Annotated in this window: 16 protein-coding genes; 11 read left to right on the top strand and 5 right to left on the bottom strand. The window is 63.2% G+C overall.

The features are described from left to right. Nucleotides 1–67: 67 nt before the first annotated feature. From AV059_RS11320 to AV059_RS11275, 10 genes are all read left to right on the top strand, one after another. Nucleotides 68–1990 carry an ABC transporter ATP-binding protein gene (locus AV059_RS11320; RefSeq protein WP_058994504.1) on the top strand — a complete coding sequence of 641 codons (1923 nt, stop codon included), beginning with the start codon at nt 68–70 and terminating at the stop codon, nt 1988–1990. A 262-nt stretch (nt 1991–2252) separates the two neighbouring features. Continuing rightward, entirely contained in the window at nt 2253–3707 is a 1455-nt protein-coding gene (locus AV059_RS11315; protein WP_058994503.1) for a Na+/H+ antiporter NhaC family protein, read from the top strand. 66 nt (nt 3708–3773) lie between these two features. Then, on the top strand, nt 3774–4118 hold the full coding sequence (locus tag AV059_RS11310) for a DUF4112 domain-containing protein (RefSeq protein ID WP_079990758.1): 345 nt from the start codon (nt 3774–3776) through the stop codon (nt 4116–4118). Between the two features lie 167 nt (nt 4119–4285). Continuing rightward, nucleotides 4286–6004 carry a radical SAM protein gene (locus AV059_RS11305; RefSeq protein WP_058994501.1) on the top strand — a complete coding sequence of 573 codons (1719 nt, stop codon included), beginning with the start codon at nt 4286–4288 and terminating at the stop codon, nt 6002–6004. Between the two features lie 68 nt (nt 6005–6072). Beyond that, on the top strand, nt 6073–7890 hold the full coding sequence (locus tag AV059_RS11300) for a flippase-like domain-containing protein (RefSeq protein ID WP_058994500.1): 1818 nt from the start codon (nt 6073–6075) through the stop codon (nt 7888–7890). A 219-nt stretch (nt 7891–8109) separates the two neighbouring features. Further along, a complete protein-coding gene (locus tag AV059_RS11295) occupies nt 8110–9030 on the top strand; it encodes a DUF726 domain-containing protein (RefSeq protein WP_228841785.1) in 921 nt (306 codons plus the stop codon). A gap of 257 nt (nt 9031–9287) precedes the next feature. Continuing rightward, nucleotides 9288–10253 (top strand): transcription initiation factor IIB family protein, encoded by a 966-nt coding sequence (locus AV059_RS11290; protein WP_004591241.1) that lies wholly within the window; start codon nt 9288–9290, stop codon nt 10251–10253. A 121-nt stretch (nt 10254–10374) separates the two neighbouring features. After that, nucleotides 10375–11403, top strand: a complete 1029-nt coding sequence (locus AV059_RS11285) for a site-specific DNA-methyltransferase (protein ID WP_058994499.1) — start codon at nt 10375–10377, stop codon at nt 11401–11403. 36 nt (nt 11404–11439) lie between these two features. Beyond that, the gene (locus tag AV059_RS11280; protein ID WP_058994498.1) at nt 11440–12129 is read left to right on the top strand and encodes a type I 3-dehydroquinate dehydratase; all 690 of its coding nucleotides are present in this window, start codon (nt 11440–11442) and stop codon (nt 12127–12129) included. Nucleotides 12130–12213: 84 nt separating this feature from the next. Next, the gene (locus AV059_RS11275) at nt 12214–12630 is read left to right on the top strand and encodes a DUF6677 family protein (RefSeq protein WP_058994497.1); all 417 of its coding nucleotides are present in this window, start codon (nt 12214–12216) and stop codon (nt 12628–12630) included. Nucleotides 12631–12665: 35 nt separating this feature from the next. Here the strand turns inward: AV059_RS11275 and AV059_RS11270 are convergent, their stop codons facing one another. Beyond that, nucleotides 12666–13832: a 3-dehydroquinate synthase II gene (locus AV059_RS11270; protein WP_058994496.1), complete on the bottom strand. Its 1167-nt coding sequence runs from the start codon at nt 13830–13832 to the stop codon at nt 12666–12668. A 250-nt stretch (nt 13833–14082) separates the two neighbouring features. Between AV059_RS11270 and AV059_RS11265 the strand changes: the two genes are divergently transcribed. Then, the gene (locus tag AV059_RS11265; protein ID WP_228841784.1) at nt 14083–14886 is read left to right on the top strand and encodes a P-loop NTPase; all 804 of its coding nucleotides are present in this window, start codon (nt 14083–14085) and stop codon (nt 14884–14886) included. A gap of 284 nt (nt 14887–15170) precedes the next feature. On the opposite strand, the gene AV059_RS11255 is transcribed toward AV059_RS11265, so the two are convergent. The 4 genes from AV059_RS11255 to trpC are packed head-to-tail and all read right to left on the bottom strand — an operon-like array spanning nt 15171 to nt 18956. Next, nucleotides 15171–15974 carry a 2-amino-3,7-dideoxy-D-threo-hept-6-ulosonate synthase gene (locus AV059_RS11255; RefSeq protein ID WP_058994494.1) on the bottom strand — a complete coding sequence of 268 codons (804 nt, stop codon included), beginning with the start codon at nt 15972–15974 and terminating at the stop codon, nt 15171–15173. Nucleotides 15975–16000: 26 nt separating this feature from the next. Next, nucleotides 16001–16831, bottom strand: a complete 831-nt coding sequence (gene trpA, locus AV059_RS11250) for a tryptophan synthase subunit alpha (protein ID WP_058994493.1) — start codon at nt 16829–16831, stop codon at nt 16001–16003. Further along, a complete protein-coding gene (gene trpB, locus AV059_RS11245; RefSeq protein WP_058994492.1) occupies nt 16831–18144 on the bottom strand; it encodes a tryptophan synthase subunit beta in 1314 nt (437 codons plus the stop codon). Before trpB ends, trpA begins: the two co-directional genes overlap by 1 nt. Then, nucleotides 18141–18956: an indole-3-glycerol phosphate synthase gene (gene trpC, locus AV059_RS11240; RefSeq protein WP_058994491.1), complete on the bottom strand. Its 816-nt coding sequence runs from the start codon at nt 18954–18956 to the stop codon at nt 18141–18143. Before trpC ends, trpB begins: the two co-directional genes overlap by 4 nt. Nucleotide 18957 lies beyond the last annotated feature (1 nt).

The following is an 18957-nucleotide window of genomic DNA, read 5'->3' as shown; positions in this document are numbered from 1 at the left end:
ACACAGTGAGGGGACCGTCTTCGGGCCGAAGCCCGGCATATATCAGTTTCCGGTCCAACTACCGTCTATGCCTGACGACCAGGGTGGCTTTGAGGGCGTCCGTGAGAACGTCGATGGCCACCCGATGGTCAACCTCGTCGGCTACGCCACCCCCTACTGGCTGCGGCTGCTCGTCGGCATCATAGCGGCGTTCTGTACCCGGTTCGCCCGCCTCGTGCCGCCGATAATCGTCGCCGCGGCCATTGACCGCGTCGTCCTTAGCAGCGGCAAGCCAGGGCTGCTGACAGACGCCGGACTGTTGCCGCCCGGCCAAATCACGGGCGAAGCCGCCCGTATCGCGTTCCTCCAGCGGCTGGTTGCCATTGCGGCCATCGCCTACCTGCTTCGCTCGGCGACGCGCTTTGCCTCCAGATATCTTCTCCAGTCGAGCGCCCAGAAAATCCAGCGGGACCTCCGGAACGACACCTACGACCATCTCCAGCATCTCTCGCTGTCTTTCTTTGCGAACCACCAGACTGGCGGGATGATGTCGATACTCAACAGCGACATCAACCGTCTAGAGTCGTTCCTCAACACAGAGTTCCGTCAGATGATTCGAGTGGTCGCGACCGTCGGTGGCATCGCGGTCATCCTCTATCGGTACTCTCCAAAACTGGCGCTCATCGCGCTCGGGCCCGTCCCACTCATCGGCATCGCCAGCGGCTTCTTCCTCACCTGGATTGAGCCGAAATATCGCTCCATCCGCCAGACAGTATCGCGGCTCAACACCCGGCTAGAGAACAACCTCAGTGGCGCGCCAGTCATCAAGGCGTTCGACCGCTACGACTTCGAGCGCAAGCGGGTGACCGACCAGAGTCAGGAGTATCACGACCAGAAAGTGGCTGCCCTGCGCATCCGGCGGGCCTTTTTTGCCGGCCTACGGCTGCTTACTGGGATCGCGTTCGTTCTGATTCTGTATGTCGCCGGGATGGACTTCATCACGAATCCTGAGAGCGAAGCGGCGCTGTCTACCGGAGCGTTTGCCCTGTTTTTCCTGTATATCCGCCGGCTGTACTCGCCAATGCGCCGAATCGGGCGGTCCGCAAACAAGTACCAGCTCGCCAAATCCAGCGCCGAGCGCGTGTTCGGCCTGCTGGGTCAGGAGCCCGAAGTCACCGACCCCGAGGACCCATACGAACCCGATAGCATCGACGGGTCGGTCGAGTTCGACGATGTGACCTTCGGCTACGGCGACGAGCCGCCGGTCGTCCGCGACGTGTCGCTGGACGTGCCAGACGGCGCAACCGTCGGCCTCGCCGGGGCAACCGGAGCCGGCAAATCAACCCTGCTGAAACTGGTGCCACGGTTCCACGACGTGGATAGCGGTGCAGTCCGAGTGGATGGCGTCGACGTGCGCGAATACGGCCTCCAGAGTCTCAGGAGCGAAATCGCAATCGTTGAGCAGCAGCCGTACCTGTTCTCGGGGACAGTCGCCGAGAACATCGCCTACGGCGACCGCGAAGTCCTCGACGCCGAGCAGTCGGACGACGAGGCGCGGGGGAGTGGCTGGGAAGCCGCACGTGACCGCGTCCGCGACGCGGCGAAAGCCGCACAGGCCCACGAGTTCATCGAGGACCTGCCGGATGGGTACGACACGCAGATCGGCGAGCGCGGCATCAAGCTCTCCGGCGGCCAGCGCCAACGTGTTGCCATCGCCCGGGCCCTGCTAAACGACCCCGAAATCATCATTTTCGATGAGGCGACCAGCGACGTAGACACGGAGACGGAAGACCGCATTCAAGAGAGTATCGAGCAACTGGTCGCGGACCGCACCGCCTTCGTCATCGCCCACCGCCTCTCAACGATTCAGGACGCGGACCGTATCGTCGTGATGGACGACGGTGAAATCGTCGAACGCGGTAGCCACACCGACCTGCTCGCGGCGGACGGCGATTACGCCGACCTCTGGCACGCCCAGGCTGACGACCGAACGGTCAGCGCCGACGACTGAGACTACCGCTGTCCGAGCGTTTTCGGCGGAGAATTAGTACCAGCTGGACGGTTCTAGTGCACAGGCGCGAAATACCTCATTTCTCAGTCGAGCCCGTCAATAGCAGCCAGCATGACCGCCAGTCAGGTGTCCGCTGGCCCCGCTTTGGGTCTGCTGTATCGGTATTTGGTAACGATAGCCCTGAAAGTGACAGTGTCTCATATGCGCTACAGAGATATTATCGCTTGTTTTAATACACACAGGTTATTAGGTCGGCGTAGACGTGACATCACTCACTCTCGAACCGCTGACGTACGAGGACATTCCGTCGGAGCGCCGTCCGGAGATACTGCAGGCGCTGGTCCCCGTACTCGGTGTCGTGCTCTTCCTCGGCATCGGATCGGGATATCTGAAGTTGGCCCCACACGGGCCGCTGCTCTGGAGCATCGTGCTGACGGGTGCAGTCGGCAAATACTGGCTAGGCTACTCGTGGGATGATCTCTACGAGGGGCTCGCGGACAGTCTGCTGATGGGACTGCAGGCCATTCTCATCCTGTTCATCATCTATGGCCTCATCGCGACGTGGGTTAGCGCGGGGACCATCCCCGGGCTGATGTACTACGGACTCTCGATACTGACGCCGAACGTGTTCCTGCCGGCGACGGCGCTGCTTGCGATGGTTGTCGCCTTTTCAATCGGCTCGTCGTGGACGACGGCCGGCACGCTCGGCGTGGCTTTCATCGGTATCGGCTCGGGCCTCGGTGTGCCGACACCGATGACTGCCGGTGCCATCCTCTCGGGTGCATACGCGGGCGACAAGCAGTCACCCCTCTCGGACACGACGAACCTCGCCGCCGCCGTGACGAACACCGACCTCTACGACCACATCCGGGCGATGCGTAACGGAACTGTGCTGGCGTTTGGCCTCTCAGTACTGCTCTACGCTGCGCTGGGACTGCGTGCTGTCGGTGAAATCCCAACCGGACGTGTCGCCGAGATACAGGGCGCGCTTGCTGGGAGCTACGACCTCTCGGTGCTGGTACTCATACCGCTCGTTGTCACTTTCGGGCTGGCGCTGTACGGCATCCCGGCGCTTCCGACGCTCGTCGCTGGGGTCTTCGCCGGGGCCTTCACGACCATCTTCGTGCAGGGCCGGTCGTTCACTGCCGCGTGGACCGTCTTTCTCGACGGGACGGCCCCTGAAACGGGGACGGCGCTCGTGAACGACCTGCTGGCAAGCGGTGGTGTCTCGGGGTCGGCATGGACGATTGCCGTCGTCGTCGCGGCCCTCAGTCTCGGTGGGCTCCTCGAACGAACCGGCGTCCTCGCCGTGCTCGCACACCACCTCGCAACTGCTGTCCGCGGCCAGCGCAGTTTAGTCGTCGGGACCGGCGTCTCAGCCATCTTCGTCAACGCCTTCTCGGCCCAACAGTACATGAGCATCGTCGTCCCCGGACTCACGCTCCGGAACCTCTACGACGAGCACGGTCTGGCAAGCGACGACCTCTCACAGGCTATCGAGTCCGCCGGAACCCCGACCGGCGCGCTCTTCCCGTGGCACGCCGGTGCCGTCTATATGTCTGCGGTCTTCGGAGTTGGAACGCTTGCGTACGCCCCGTACTACTTCTTCGCGTTCCTCTCGCCGCTGATCCTGTTCGCGACAACGCTGTTCGGTGGCCGATACGACGGGTCCGAACAGGCTGATTCAGTCGCGTCGTCCGCTGTCGCCGACGACTGAGCATGGTCCAGTGGCGACCTATCACTCAAGGGCTACTACCATTAGGCCCCCACTCGTATGTCAGCTATGGACACGGAGCCGGCGGCGCTGGGCCGCATTCGAACTGTCGCTCACATTCTTGACGAGAGCGTCCGCATACCCGGCACAACGCTTCGAATCGGGCTCGATCCGATAATCGGCTTACTACCCGTTGCGGGCGACTTCGCCACGGCAGTGTGCTCGCTGTACATCGTCGCCGAAGCCGTGCGACTTGGCGTCCCGAAACAAACTGTGGTTCGACCGCTCGCGAACATCGCGGTGGACACCATGCTCGGGAGCGTTCCGGTCGTCGGTGACTTCTTCGACGCATACTGGAAGGCCAACGTCAAGAACGCCGAACTGGTCGCCGCCGCGATCTCGGAGCGACAGTGACTGCTTGGATTCCTAGTGGGGAACTGTGGAGCGCCGGACAGTCTCATCAGGTCCCGAGTGACCAACCGGTACAGGAGAGTCGGTCTAGCTGTTTGACGCTCGGTAGGATTCTGTGACGCCACGGCCGACCAGACACGGTTTTAGGCATCGAACGTCAAGCGAGGGGTATGACTGACCCCGAGACGCTCGACGTGACCATCGTCGACGGCTACGTCGACGAGCCCGCACACTTCGGGGTGCCGCCGTACATCTCGACGTACCCGCGGTACGCTGCCGGCGCGCTCGTCGATGCTGGCGTCCCCCGCGAGAAGATAACGTATCACACTATCGACGAACTCCGGGAGGACAACGCGGTCTGGCGAGACGTTGAGGACGCCGACCTCATGGTGTACGTCGGCGGCATGACCGTCCCCGGCAAGTACGTCGGTGGGACGCCGGCGGAACCCGACGAAGTGCGCGAACTGGCCTGGACAGCCAACGGGACGTCCATCATGGGCGGTCCGGTCCGCTTCGGCGTCGGCGAGGCAAACGAGGGCGCGAGCGAGACGGCCCGCGACGACCTCGATTTCGACTTCCTGGCGATGGCGGACGTCGAGGCTGCAGTGTTCGACCTCGTGGACTCCGGCTTGGAAGGGTTCAACGACCGGTACCGTGACATCGAAGAGGAGACACGTTGGGCCCGCGCCGGCGCGTTCGTTGTCGAACAGCACCCGAACCATCCCGACTACCTCATCTGCGAGATGGAGACCTCACGGGGCTGTCCGTACCGGTGTTCCTTCTGCACCGAGCCGATGTACGGCAACCCGGACTTCCGGCCGCCCGAGAGTGTTGTCGACGAGGTCGATGCCCTCTCGGACCGCGGTGTGAAGCACTTCCGGCTGGGCCGGCAGGCCGACATCCTCGCGTACGGCGGTGACGGCGAAGCACCGAATCCCGACGCGCTTCGGCGGCTCTACGGCGGCATCCGCGATGTCGCGCCGAATCTGGAGACGCTGCATCTCGACAATATGAATCCCATCACGGTTGTGAAGTGGCCCGAGAAGGCCCGCGAGGGGATTCGCATCATCGCCGAACACAACACGCCCGGCGACACTGCCGCCTTCGGCCTGGAGTCGGCCGACCCGAACGTGATGAGCGACAACAACCTCAACGTCACCGCCGACCAGTGTTTCGAGGCGGTGAAGATCGTCAACGAGGTGGCTGGCTGGCGACCCGGAGGGGACAGAGACACTGCTCCCAACTTCGGTAATGACGCTGCTCGACGGCTTCCGAAGCTCCTGCCCGGTATCAATCTCGTTCACGGGCTGAAAGGCGAGACGCGGGAGACCTTCGAGCACAACAAGCGGTTCCTCCAGCGGGTGTACGACGAGGGGCTCATGCTCCGGCGGGTGAACATCCGGCAGGTGATGGCCTTCGAGGGGACCGACATGGCCGACACCGGCGCGGAGATCGCCAAGGACCACAAGCAACTGTTCAAGCAGTACAAACAGGAGGTCCGGGAGACCATCGACAACCCGATGCTCCAGCGGGTCGCGCCGCCGGGGACGGTACTGCCCGATGTCCATCTGGAGTACCACCAAGACGGCAAGACCTTCGGCCGCCAGTTGGGGACGTACCCGCTCCTCGTAGGCATTCCGGGTGAGCGCGAACTCGGCAGTGTCGTCGACATCGCGGTTACCGACCACGGCTACCGGTCGGTCACCGGCGTCCCCTACCCGCTGGACCTCAACAGCGCGTCGATGAACGAACTCACCGCGATTCCCGGCATCGGCCGGAGCACTGCCGGCGACGTGGTGGTAAACAGACCCTACGAGTCGGTTGGAGACATCGACGTCGCGTCCATCGAGCAGTTCGCAACTACCCAGTCGCAGGAAGGCGCTGACTAACGGCCGGTTCAGTCCCGTCAGTGCATCGAACGGAAAGTACTTTTCACTCCGGGGATGACCAAGAGCGTATGACTGCGGTCGAGGTGAGCGTCGTTCTCCCTGCCTACAACGAGGCAGACACCATCGAGCAGACGGTGTCGATAACGCTCGAAACGCTCGCCTCGTTTCTCCCCGAAGACGCGTACGAAGTCATCGTCGCGGAGGACGGCTGCTCGGACCGCACGCCCGAAATCGCGACGCGACTTGCGAACGAGGACAGCCGGGTCCGGCACGTCCACAGTGACGACCGCCTCGGCCGCGGCGGCGCGTTAGAGTACGCCTTCGACCAGGCCGACGGCGACACACTGGTGTATTTCGATACGGACCTGGCGACGGATATGTCGCATCTCGAAGAGCTCGTCAACGCCGTCCGAATCGACGGCTACGACGTGGCGACAGGGTCACGGTGGATGCCCGAAAACCGTGCTGACCGGCCCGCAAAGCGTGGCATTCCGAGCTTTGGCTACAACACGCTCGTCCGAGCAGTTCTCCGGTCCGACCTCAAGGACCATCAGTGCGGGTTCAAGGCTTTCGACCGGCAGGCACTGGAAACGCTGTTGCCCCTCGTTCAGGACGAGCACTGGTTCTGGGACACGGAACTACTCGTGAAGGCCCAGCGCAACGGCTACCGGGTGAAGGAGTTCCCCGTCGACTGGACACCCAAGGGCGATTCGAAGGTCGATATCGTCCGGGACGTGTTCGGGATGGGCAGCCAGATACTCCGGACCTTCTGGGAGCTGTCGGTTAGCCCCCGGATTACCCGCGAGGTATCGCTCGGCGCGGGGACGATGCTGGTCGTCGTCGCTCTCCTGTTGATGACCCAGTATCTCGACCCCGACCGAGTTCTTGCGGAGATGGCGGGCGCAGCACCGGAAATCGTCGCGCTGAGTGCCGTCTTTTATGCTGTTTCATGGCCGCTCCGGGGCATCCGCTACCGGGACATCCTTGTCTCGATGGGGTATCGTGAGCGGTGGGGCTTCCTGACGGGCGCGATATTCATCAGCCAGACCGGGAACCTCGTGTTCCCGGCGCGAGCCGGTGACGCGGTCCGAGCGTACGTTATCAAGGCCCGCCGCTCGATTCCGTACCCCTCCGGATTCGCGTCGCTGGCCGTCGAGCGCGTGTTCGACCTGCTGACGATAACGCTCCTCGCCGGCGTCGTCATGATCGGGCTGGCTGTAACGGGATCGGCCGAACAGTTGCTGACGGCGCTGACGGGCGACACTGTCGGCGGCGACGCGGCCAGCAGTGGACGGACCGCCGTGGCCGTGGCAGGCGGTGTCGGCCTTGCAGCAATCGGAGCAGTGGTGGCTATCGTCGCCAGTGCGCGGAGCGACCGGAACCTCGTCCGGGCGGTCATCAGCCGGCTGAGCAGCGACTCCTACGCCGACTACGTCGCTGGCGTCATCGAGGGGTTCGTCGGCGACGTGCAGACGGTGGCCGCTGACGGGTCGGCGTTTACCCGTGTCGGCATCGGAAGTCTCCTGATCTGGACGTTCGACGTGATAACGGCCCTGATCGTCTTCGCGGCCTTCGGCTACAGCCTGACGCCGTCGCTCGTGGCCGTTGGCTTCTTCGCGGTTAGCGTCGGGAACCTCGCCAAAGTCCTGCCGCTGACACCCGGCGGGGTCGGTCTCTACGAGGGGGCGTTCACCGTTATCGTCGCGTCCCTGACGCCGGTCGGCGTCGCCGCGGCTATCGGCGTCGCTATCGTCGACCACGCGGTCAAGAACGTCGTCACCATCATCGGCGGTGTCGCGTCGATGGCCTGGCTCAACGTCTCACTGACGACGGCGGTCGAAGAGTCTCAGTCCACGGACGCTATCGAACCGGAAACGAACGACTGAGCGCAGTTCTGACGCGCCCCGCCATAGCACTCCGTCGCTACTGGGATTGCGCTGGCAATACTCGGGACAGTACACAGCACTCTACCGAGACTTCTCTTCCAGCTACCAGCTCCAGAGCGGTGTATTTCTTTATGAATATTATAAATAAGGGCGACTTTACTAACAATGTTTAATCTAGTAGTTAATATTATATAATGTGGAAAGCTACGCAGTTCTGCTATGTTTCAACGTAGCATACAATCGAGCGAACTGGACAGGCAAACGCGACGCAGTTTCCTCAAGGCCTCGACCGGTGCTGTGGCATCGGTGGCGGCACTCGGTGCGAGTGGCGCTGTACGGGGCGGCAAGTTCGGCGGGGATGACGGCGAGTACACAGCTCCAGCGGAGTTCCCGCTCGTTTCGACACGTGATCAGTTCAATGACGATGGTACACTGAAGTCTGAATATACAGAGACAGAGTACGAAACAATCGGGGACTGGGATTCTAGCCGGGCCAGCGACGATACGGAACTCGTTATCTTCGTCCATGGCTGGAGTCTCGGAGAGACGGATGCCAGGAACGCCGCCTACACCTGTCAAATCGGGCTTGAAGAGAACGAATACAACCAGTTCAACGTAGGATTCACCTGGGATGCCGATAAGGGCGACGGCATCGGCTGGAACGAGGGTGTCGCCATCGCCAAACAGAACGGTCCGAAGCTCGCACAGTGGGTTGCTGACCACAACGACAGCGGTGGGCTTCCAGTCCGGTTAGTCGGACACTCGCTCGGCGCAAGGGTGGCTGTAGAAACAGTGGCGTCGCTTCACGAGCGTGGACGCGAAGACGCAGTCAAGTCGGTGGCGTTACTGGGTGGTGCTATCGGTGAATCCGTCGTTGAGGTCGACGAGGCATACGGCGAGTCCATCGAGTACGCCACCACGTCCTTCGACAACTTCCACAAAGACGACGATGCGGTGTTGGGGACTGCATTCAGTGCTGCCGAGTGGACGGAAGCGGTCGGTGAAACGGGTGTGCAGAGTCCCGAAGACGCCCCCGAGAACTACACCGAGTACGATGTGACGGAGACCGTGGCCGACCACAATTCCTACTACGAGCCCGGAGAGGGGTGTATGCCCGGCGTCGTCGAGACGTTTCAGTAGGAAGTGACAGCGAAGGGGGCAACTCTACCGATTGTATACGATTATAACCGGGTTGTGGAAAATCAGCCAGAAATACCCGGCAGCTATTATATGAATGGTCATGCGACTAATGCACAAACGTGGGTTTCGTCACGTGTATCGGTGGTCTCCATGACAATACCGGAATGTTTTAATGACTTTCGTTCGAATACAGTGTTACCGACTGCCTCCGGGTTCTGTGATGTCTCCCACCCGGTGAGCACCCGCCTTCGCAACCAATGAGTGAACACACACGGACGCGACAGCAGCGTGAAGAACAGACGACGGAGTCGACGGAATCGGAGAGCACAGCGTGCCCGGAGTGCAGTGGCTCGCTCGTTATCGACGACGAACACGGCGAAACAGTCTGTGAGGACTGTGGCCTTGTCGTCGAATCCGATGAAATCGACCGCGGCCCCGAGTGGCGCGCGTTTGACTCCAGCGAGAAAGACGAGAAGTCCCGCGTCGGCGCGCCGACGACGAACATGATGCACGACAAGGGCCTCTCGACCAACATCGACTGGCGCGACAAGGACGCCTACGGGAACTCCCTGTCGGGCAAACAGCGCCAGAAGATGCAGCGCCTGCGCAAGTGGAACGAGCGCTTTAGAACTCGGGACTCCAAGGAGCGCAACCTCAAGCAGGCGCTGGGTGAGATTGACCGGATGGCTTCTGCGCTCGGACTCCCCGAAAACGTCCGCGAGACGGCCAGCGTCATTTACCGCCGCGCGCTCGACGAGGACCTGCTGCCCGGCCGTTCCATCGAGGGTGTCTCGACGGCCTCCGTCTACGCCGCCGCGCGACAGGCCGGCGTCCCGCGCTCGCTCGACGAGATCACGGAGGTCTCCCGCGTCGAAAAGAGCGAGATCGCCCGCACCTACCGCTACGTCGTCCGCGAACTCTCGCTTGAGGTTCGCCCTGCTGACCCCGAGAGCTACGTCCCGCGCTTTGCCTCCTCGCTGGAACTATCCGATGAGGCCGAGCACCGCGCCCGCCAGCTCCTCCAGAACGCCAAAGAGCAGGGCGTCCACTCTGGAAAATCGCCAGTCGGCCTCGCCGCCGCCGCGGTGTACGCCGCCGCCCTGCTGACCAACGAGAAGACGACGCAGGCCGCCGTGTCTGAGGTCGCCGACATCTCCGAGGTCACTATCCGCAACCGCTACCACGAACTGCTGGAAGCCGAGCAGGACCTGCCCGTCGCGTAACCCCGGTATTCGCGTTGCATCGCTGTGAAAGCCGTTTTTCCCATCGGTTGCCGCACGCAGAGCGTGTACTCCGTCGACCGATAACCGCAAGACTAGAGTCGTCTCATCCGCTGGGACCGGTATGGAGACGACACACCGGGTTCGAACCGGTGACGCCCGCACGCTTGCGTGTCCCGACGACAGCGTCGAACTGGTGGTCACGTCCCCCCCGTACCCGATGATCGAGATGTGGGACGACATCTTCACCGAACTGGACCCCGACATCGGGACGGCGCTGGACCGTGACAACGGCGACCGAGCGTTCACACTGATGCACGAGGTACTCGATGCAGTGTGGGCGGAGATAGAGCGCGTGCTGGTTCCCGGCGGCATCGCCTGCATCAACGTCGGTGACGCGACACGGTCTCTGGAGGACGGGTTCCGTTCCTATCCAAACCACGCGGAGATAACCGACCGGCTGACCGACCACGGGCTGCGCGCGCTCCCCGATATCCTCTGGCGGAAGCCGACCAACAGCGGCGCGAAGTTCATGGGCTCTGGGATGGTGCCGCCCAACGCCTATCCGACGCTCGAACACGAACACATCCTCGTGTTCCGCAACGGGGAGCGCCGTCGCCTCGAACCGGGTGCAGACCGTCGCTACGAGAGCGCCTATTTCTGGGAGGAGCGCAACGAGTGGTTCTCCGACCTCTGGGAACTGCCCGGCGAGACGCAGGACCTCGACGACGGGCTTCGGGACCGCTCGGGAGCCTTCCCGCTGACCGTGCCGTACCGGCTCATCTCGATGTTCTCGGTGTACGGCGATACGGTGCTGGACCCGTTCCTCGGGACCGGGACGACGACGCTGGCGGCGATGGTCGCCGGCCGGAACTCGGTGGGTGTGGACCGCGACCCGGACCTGTTGTCGGCGCTCGAAGAACGGGTCGCCACCGCCCCGGAACGTTCTCGAACCATCGCTCAGGAACGTCTCGCCGACCACCGCTCGTGGGTGGAGCAGCGCCGTGCCGACAGGAAAGAACCGGGGTACGAGGCCGAGCAGTACGATTTCGCCGTCAACACGAAACAGGAACAACGGATTCAGTTCTACGCGGTCGACGCCGTTACGACGACCGATGACGGCTTCCGAGCCGTCCACGAACCGGTCGAGTAAGCGCGGCTTTTTGTGCGGCTCCGTCGAAGCCGACCTATGAACTTCGAGTCGTTCACCCTGCTCGCCGCCACCGACGACCTCGGGGTGGAACCGGCCGCCCGCGCCGATGCCGACGGGCTGGAGCTACGGATGGATTTCGCCGACGAGCCGCTGGCACAGCTGGACGCCTACGACGGCGACCTCCCGATACTCGTCACGAACCGACCGACGTGGGAGGGCGGCGAGGCCGCCGACACCGCGGGTCGTCTCGATGCGCTCGAAACCGCGCTCGAACACGACGCCGTGACGGCTGTCGACCTCGAACTCGCAGCGCTGGAAGGTGCCGGCGACCACGACGCTGGCCGCGTCGCCGACGCTGCCCGCGACCACGGCGCGTCCGTGGTCGTCTCGACGCACAACTTCGAGTCGACGCCCGACCGTGAGGCAATCGTGAGTCGGCTCGAACGGGCCTGTGCGCACAGCGACGTTGGGAAGATGGCGAGTACAGCCCACTCGCCGGAGGACGTGCTGGCGATGCTCGGGGCAACCCGCGAACTGACCGCCGAGGGCGAACAGGTCGCCACGATGTGCATGGGTGCGGCTGGCCGCCACTCCAGGGCCATCGCCCCGGTGTACGGCTCTCGCATCGGCTACGCACCGGTCGACCCCGCTGACGCGACCGCACCGGGACAGTACGACCTCGCGACGCTCCGGACGCTGGTCGGACAGCTACAGAGCGACGCCTGAGCCGGTAGCCGCCCGTCAGGAGGCTTTCGTCCGGACAGTGGTCCTTCGGAAGATATACGGGTATGCGAGATAGATTCGCCGAGTATGACTGACACAGGACGCAAGCGGCCGTTGCTGGCCGTGGTGCTTGCGTTCATCTTCCCTGGATTGGGACACTTCTACCTCCGTAAGTGGGTGCGGGGACTGCTGTGGCTCGGATTACTGTTCATGCTGTCGGTGGTGTTCGTCGTCACTGGCGCTATCGACCCTGTCACCCAGCTAAGCCTAGAGGCTATCTCGTCGTCGTATCAGTCCAGACCCACCGAGGTGACAATCGGTTCGGTCGTGATTACGACGCTCAATGTCGTCGACGCCTACTGGGTCGCGGTCAACGAGAACCAGACTCAGGAGGTCGAAGCCGGTACGACGTGTCCGAACTGCGGCAAGGAACTCGACGAAGACATCGACTTCTGTCACTGGTGTACGACGCAGCTAGAACCGGTCGAGGCGGACCAGCAGTAACCTGCGGGTTGCGGTCTGCCCCGAACGAAGTCAGCCTACTTCTCGATGATGCTCTCTTCGATCCGTTCGCCGAAGTGCGTCGCCGTGTCCTCGTGGTGAATGAGGATTTCGTCGCCCGGTTCGAGGTTCGTGACGGCGGTTCGCCCGTCCCGAGTGTGGACCTTGATCGTCTCGGCGTTCTGGAGCAGCGTCTCGATTCGGTCGCCGTCTTCAGTTTCAGCCTGCACGCGGAACATCGGGCGCTTCTCGATTTTCGCGCGGCCGACGATGGCCTCTCGGGTGCGTCCATCGGCATCGACTATCTGGACCTCGTCGCCGGACTGGAGTTCCGAGAGATACTTCGTCCCGCCGTCAGGCGTCCGGACGTAGGCGTGGACTGCGCCGGCGTTGACGCGGAACGGCCTGCTTGCGACGTAGGGAGATTCAGCCGTCTCAGCGTGGACGAAAAAGAGGCCGCGAGCCATCGACCCGACGAGCATCCCCTCATCGTGTTCCATCAGGCTGCCCGTGTCGATGCAGACGCGGTCGGCGGAGCCGGTCTGCTCGATAGCGGTGACCTCAGCGTACTCCAGATCGAGTGACTCCCGACCCATCTCGTCGCGGACTTCCACTGTCTTGCGGATTTCGTCGACCTCGTCGGTGTCCAGCAGGACGCCGTCGGCCCCCAACTCCAGCGTCTCGTAGGCCGTCCGGGCGTCCTCGGCGGTCCGAACGCCGGCGATGAGGTCCGTCTCCTCGCCGACGCGGGCGATGAGGTTTTCGAGCGGAATGATCTGCCAGTTCTCGCCGATGACGATCGTGAAGTCGGCTTCGGCGGCGACCGCCTCGGCGAAGGCCTCGTAGTCTTCGTCGAAGATGCGGACGTAGCCGCCGTCAGGGGCGGCCCCGTTCTGCCGCAGCGTCGAGAGGTCCGCAGAGCCGGAGAAATCCGACGGGAGGTCGACCGTCCCGTCGCCTTCACCGTCTTTCCCGACGATGGTCGCATCGGCCTCTGAGTCCTCTGCCTCGGCCTCCATTACGTGGACGTCGCCGTTGGTGAACGCGGCGATGTTTATTTCACCCAGTTCCGAGACGCGGTCAACGTCTTCTTCATCGACCAGTACCCAGTCGACGCCGGCCTCGATACCGGCGGTTATCCGGCGTTTCCGTGTCTCCCAATCGCCGACCTCGCTGTCGGCTTTGAGCCAGACGCTTCGAGTCATACGCCCACGTCCGCAACGGCGGGGCTTGAACGTGGCGGAACCCGGGTCGGTCTATCGAATGCCAGACAGGCAACCGGGAGCGGTGCTCTGTGTCTGGCGAACGAGAGAACTGTTTGATTTCCTGTAGCCGAGACTGGTACCACTGCGATTGTTATTTATTTGCTCACAGCCGCCGTAATTAAATGTCGGCCAGCAGACTTATCAATGAGTTGTACTAACTGGATAACTGCATACTACGTTCCAGCTAGAGATGGTTACTAACCGTGTTTACGCGGTCACCGGGGCCAAAGGTGGGGTTGGAAAAACGACAGCTAGCATCAACCTCGGGGCCCTCTTGGAAACAGCCGGATACTCGACTGTCGTTGTGGAGGTGGCCCCCTCAACGGCAAACCTCACCGGTTTTCTCGAGGTCGACGTTGACGCCACGCTTCACGACGTGCTCACTGGCGACGCGGCAGTCACGGATGCGGTGTACGAAACCGACTCGGGCCTGGCAATCGTCCCGAGCGGGTCCACGCTTGACGGGTGTGTGGCCACCGACCGCAAGCGGCTTGCCGATATCGTCGAAACCCTCCAGTGGCACCACGACATCGTCCTGCTGGACACGCCGGCAGGACTGAGCGAGGCGACGGTTCGGCCGCTCCAGCTTGCTGACGACGTATTGCTTGTTTCGACACCGCGGATGGCATCTGTCCGGAACGTTTCGAACACGAAAGAGCTCGCCGAGCGACTCGACGCGCCGGTTCGGGGCCTCATCCTCACGAAATCCGGGACGGGGGCATCACCGGGCCCCGACGAAGTCTCGGCGTGGCTCGACATCGAGATACTCGGACACGTCCCGGAAGACGATGCCGTCCTGCACGCACAGGACAGCGGCACACCTGTTGTGCAGAACGCGCCAAACAGCGACGCCGCGGTCGCTTACCAGCGGATCTCGGACCAGCTTATCGGCACAGCGGAGGCGTCGACTGATTCCACAGCCGATGCACCCACGGAAGCTGACCCGCCCGACCCAGAGGCCACGGTGCCAACCCCCCATCGAACGGACGACTAGGCACATGGGCACACAGCTGAAGCGCCTGATTCCGTCGACTCTCCGGCCTCAGAGCCACGGCCATCGGGCTCCGTGGAGAACGGCCAAACCGCATCGGTACTGGACGGCACCGACCAGACCGACACCGAATCAGAACCGGTTGCTGAGCCAGCGGAAAATGTTGACGCGTCTGACTCGGCCGCGGACACATCGTCGTCCGCGACTGATTATCTATGCCAAGGTGGCGACACATCTGAACACGATACTGACGGTCTCGATAAGAGAATGCGGTCGCTGTTTGGCCGTTAGGCCTCGACAGCCAGTCCGGCCTCGCGGAGCGCTTCCTCGGTGGTGGCGTCGTCGTGGACGACGGCGGAGACGGCACGCGCAATCTTCTCCGGTTCGTCGTGCTGGAAAATAGAGCGGCCCATGGAAACACCGGAGGCCCCGGCGTCCATCGTCCCGCGGACCATCCGGACGGTATCCTCATCAGTGCCCTTCGAGCCGCCGGCGATGACCACCGGCAGCGACGTGGACTCGACGACGTGCTGGAACGTTTCGGCGGAGCCGGTGTAGCCGGTCTTGACGATATCAGCGCCCAGTTCCTCGGCCAGTCGGACGGCGTGGCCGACGGACTGGTTGTAGTCCTCGTTCTCGGCGTCGATGTCGGGACCGCGGGCGTAGGCCATCGCCAGCACCGGCAGGCCGTACTGGCTGGCTTCGGTCGTCAGCTCGGAGAGCTCTTCGATCTGTTCGGGTTCGTACTGGCTGCCGACGTTGATGTGGAACGAGACGGCGTCGGCCCCAGCGCGGATTGCGTCCTTGACCGTTCCCGTGGTCCGCTTGTCCTGCTCGTCCGGGCCGATAGTAGTAGAGCCATTGAGATGCGTGATATAGCCCGCGTCGTTCTTGTTGGGGTGAACTCGCCCGGCGATGCCACGCTGGGTAAGGACGGCGTCTGCGCCACCGCTGGTAACCGCATCAATCGTCGATTCGATGTCTTTGAGGCCCTTTACAGCCCCCATTGTGATGCCGTGGTCCATCGGGATGATGACGTATGTGTCGTCTGTCCCGATGCGTTCGAGTCGTGCGCGTTTTCCTGCAGTCATGTTATGAGACAGTGTGGCAAGTACGATTATGTGCGTTCCGGTTGCGGTCGTTCTGCCGCTCCCCGGAGCGCCCCCTCTTTGAGTTCGTGGGCCTTCGCTTCGAGCCGGTCGGCCACAGTCTCGGCCGAATCGCCGTCTTCGTGGCCCTCAGCAACGATATCGACCAGTGCAGAGCCGACGATGACGCCGTCAGCGCCGGCAGACACAATTCGCTCGGCGTGCTCGCCGGTCTTGATGCCGAACCCGACGGCCTTTGGCACGTCCCAGTCTGAGAGGCGGGCCAGCGAGTCCTCGGTAGCGTCATCTACGTCCTCGCGCGCGCCGGTGACGCCCAGACGGGCCTGCACGTACACGTAGCCAGACACCTGTTCGAGCATCCGTTCGAGCCGGTCGCCCTTGGTCGTCGGCGCGACGATGAAAACCAGATCGAGACCGAACTCGTCACAGGCCGTCCGGAGCGGGCCGGCTTCCTCCCCGGGGAGGTCCGGGACGACGAGTCCCTCGATGCCGACCGCGGCGGCCTTCTCGACGAACGGTCGCGGACCCTCGTCCTCACCGTACTGATAGATGAGGTTGTAGTAGGTCATACACACCAGCGGCACGTCCACGTCGAGGTCCTCGACGAACTCGAAGAAGCGGTCGGGTGTCATCCCGGCTTCCAGCGAGCGGACGATAGCGTTCTGGATGGTCTTCCCTTCCGCGATGGGCTCGGAAAAGGGCAGGCCGAGCTCGATGACATCTGCGCCGCCGCGGACCAGCGCCTCGACGTATTCTAGCGACGCCTCGTAGTTCGGATCGCCGGCCGCGAGGTACGGGACGAAAGCGGGCTCGTCGGCAAAGGCGCGTTCGAGTCCCATCAGAGGCCACCCCCACCGACGCTGTCTCGCGGCTCATCGCCGCTCGACTGTGACGTGGGGCTTCGCCCCACGCTATCGAAGATAGACATATCGGGCGCGATATCGAGGTCTCGCTTGCTGGTCTCCTCGATGGCGATTTCGAGGTCCTTGTCGCCGCGGCCGGAGACGTTGATAATAACGGAGTCACCGACTTCGTCGTGGTGCTCTTCGAGGTAACCGAAGGCATGGGCTGTCTCCAGAGCCGGGATGATACCCTCGTCCTGGGAGAGGCGGTGGAACGCCTCCAGCGCGATGTCGTCGTCAACGTTGACCGGCGTGACGCGGTTTTCGTCAACGAGATGGGCGAGTTCCGGGCCGACACCGGCGTAGTCCAGCCCCGACGAGACGGAGTGAGATTCCATGATCTGGCCGTCCGAATCCTGCAGAAGCTTCGTGCGCGCACCGTGGAGCACGCCCTCGTCACCGGTTGAGAGAGTCGCGGAGTTCGGTGCGACGCCTTCCTCCTCGTCGACCTGCAGCGAGGAGCCGCCGGCCTCGACAGCGTAGAGGTCGACATCAGTGTCCTCGACAAAGTGCGCGAACATCCCCATCGTGTTCGAGCCGCCGCCAGCACAGGCCATCACGGAATCGGGCAGCCCACCCATCTTCTCGATAGCTTGCTCGCGGGCCTCCTCGGAGATGACCGCCTGGAAGTCACGCACCATCTTCGGGAACGGGTGCGGACCGACGATGCTTCCGATGACGTAGTGGGTGTTCTCGACGGTGGTCGCCCACTCGCGCATCGTCTCAGATATCGCTTCCTTGAGCGTGCCCCGGCCGACGGTGACGGGGACGACCTCCGAGCCGTTTATTTTCATCCGGAAGACGTTGGGGCGCTGTCGCGCGATGTCGGTCTCGCCCATGTAAATCTCACAGGGCATATCGAGGTGGGCCGCCGCCATTGCCGTTGCCGTGCCGTGCTGGCCCGCGCCGGTCTCGGCGATAATCCGCTCTTTGCCCATGTACTTCGCGAGCAAGACCTGCCCGAGCGCGTTGTTAAGCTTGTGTGCGCCGCCATGCAGCAGGTCCTCGCGCTTGAGGTAGACGTCCGTGTCGTACCGGGCCGAGAGCTGGTCCGCGTACTGCAGCGGCGTCGGTCGGCCGCCGAAGTCGGCCAGCCGCTCCCGGAACTCGTCCATGAAGCCGTCCTCGTTTTCGAGCACGTACCGCTGGTAGGCGTCAGTCAGCTCTTCGATAGCTGGCATCAGCGCCTCTGGCACGTACTGTCCACCGTACTCGCCGAACTTGGGGTCGTATGCGTCGTCAGTACTCATGTGTCTGTAGTTGTTGTCTCAACTGCATCAGTGTTCGCGCGTGTCAGTCGCCGCGTGTTCGCTTCCACGTCCGTCGCCGCGTCGTGGTCCATGATCGCCGAGCCGATCAGCAGGGCGTCCGCACCGGCGTCGCGCATCCGCGTGACGTCGTCCGCTGTCTGTATACCACTTTCAGCAATGAGTGTGACGCCCTCGGGGACATCTGGTGCGACAGTTTCGAACGTTCCGAGGTCGACCGCTAGCTCGCCGAGGTCGCGGTTGTTGACGCCGATGATATCCGCGCCAGCGTCGAGTGCTTTTTCCACCTCCGCCGCCGTGTGCGCCTCCACAAGGACCTGAAAGCCGCGCTCACGCGCGGCCGTGAGGAGGTCCGCGAGGTCGTCGGTGCCCTCGGCTTCGAGAAAACGGACGATGAGCAGGACAACATCCGCTTCAACGACATCCAGCTGGTTCTCGTGGAGGATGAAGTCCTTCCGCAGGACGGGCACGTCGACGGTATCTCGGACCCGCTCAAGCGTCGCCGCCGACCCGCCGAAGTGGTCCGGCTCGGTCAGGACGGAGAGCGCCGCCGCGCCGCCCTCGACCATCTGTTGTGCGAGGTCGACCGGGTCGTCGGTCCGCTCGCCGTCCGCGGTCGGACTCGTCGGCTTGATTTCGGCGACGACCGGCGTCCGCCCGTCGACCGCCGCCGCGTCGAAGGCATCGGGCAGCGAGCGGGGCGTCACCGATACCCGGTCTCCGCTGCCACCGCGCTCCCGCGCCGCGTCGAGAATCGATTGAACCGCTGGTGCTATCTCCTCACTGTCGTCCATT

The organism is Haloarcula sp. CBA1127 (genome assembly GCF_001485575.1).
Classification (GTDB): domain Archaea; phylum Halobacteriota; class Halobacteria; order Halobacteriales; family Haloarculaceae; genus Haloarcula.
This window is presented reverse-complemented; position numbering and strand designations above follow the sequence as displayed.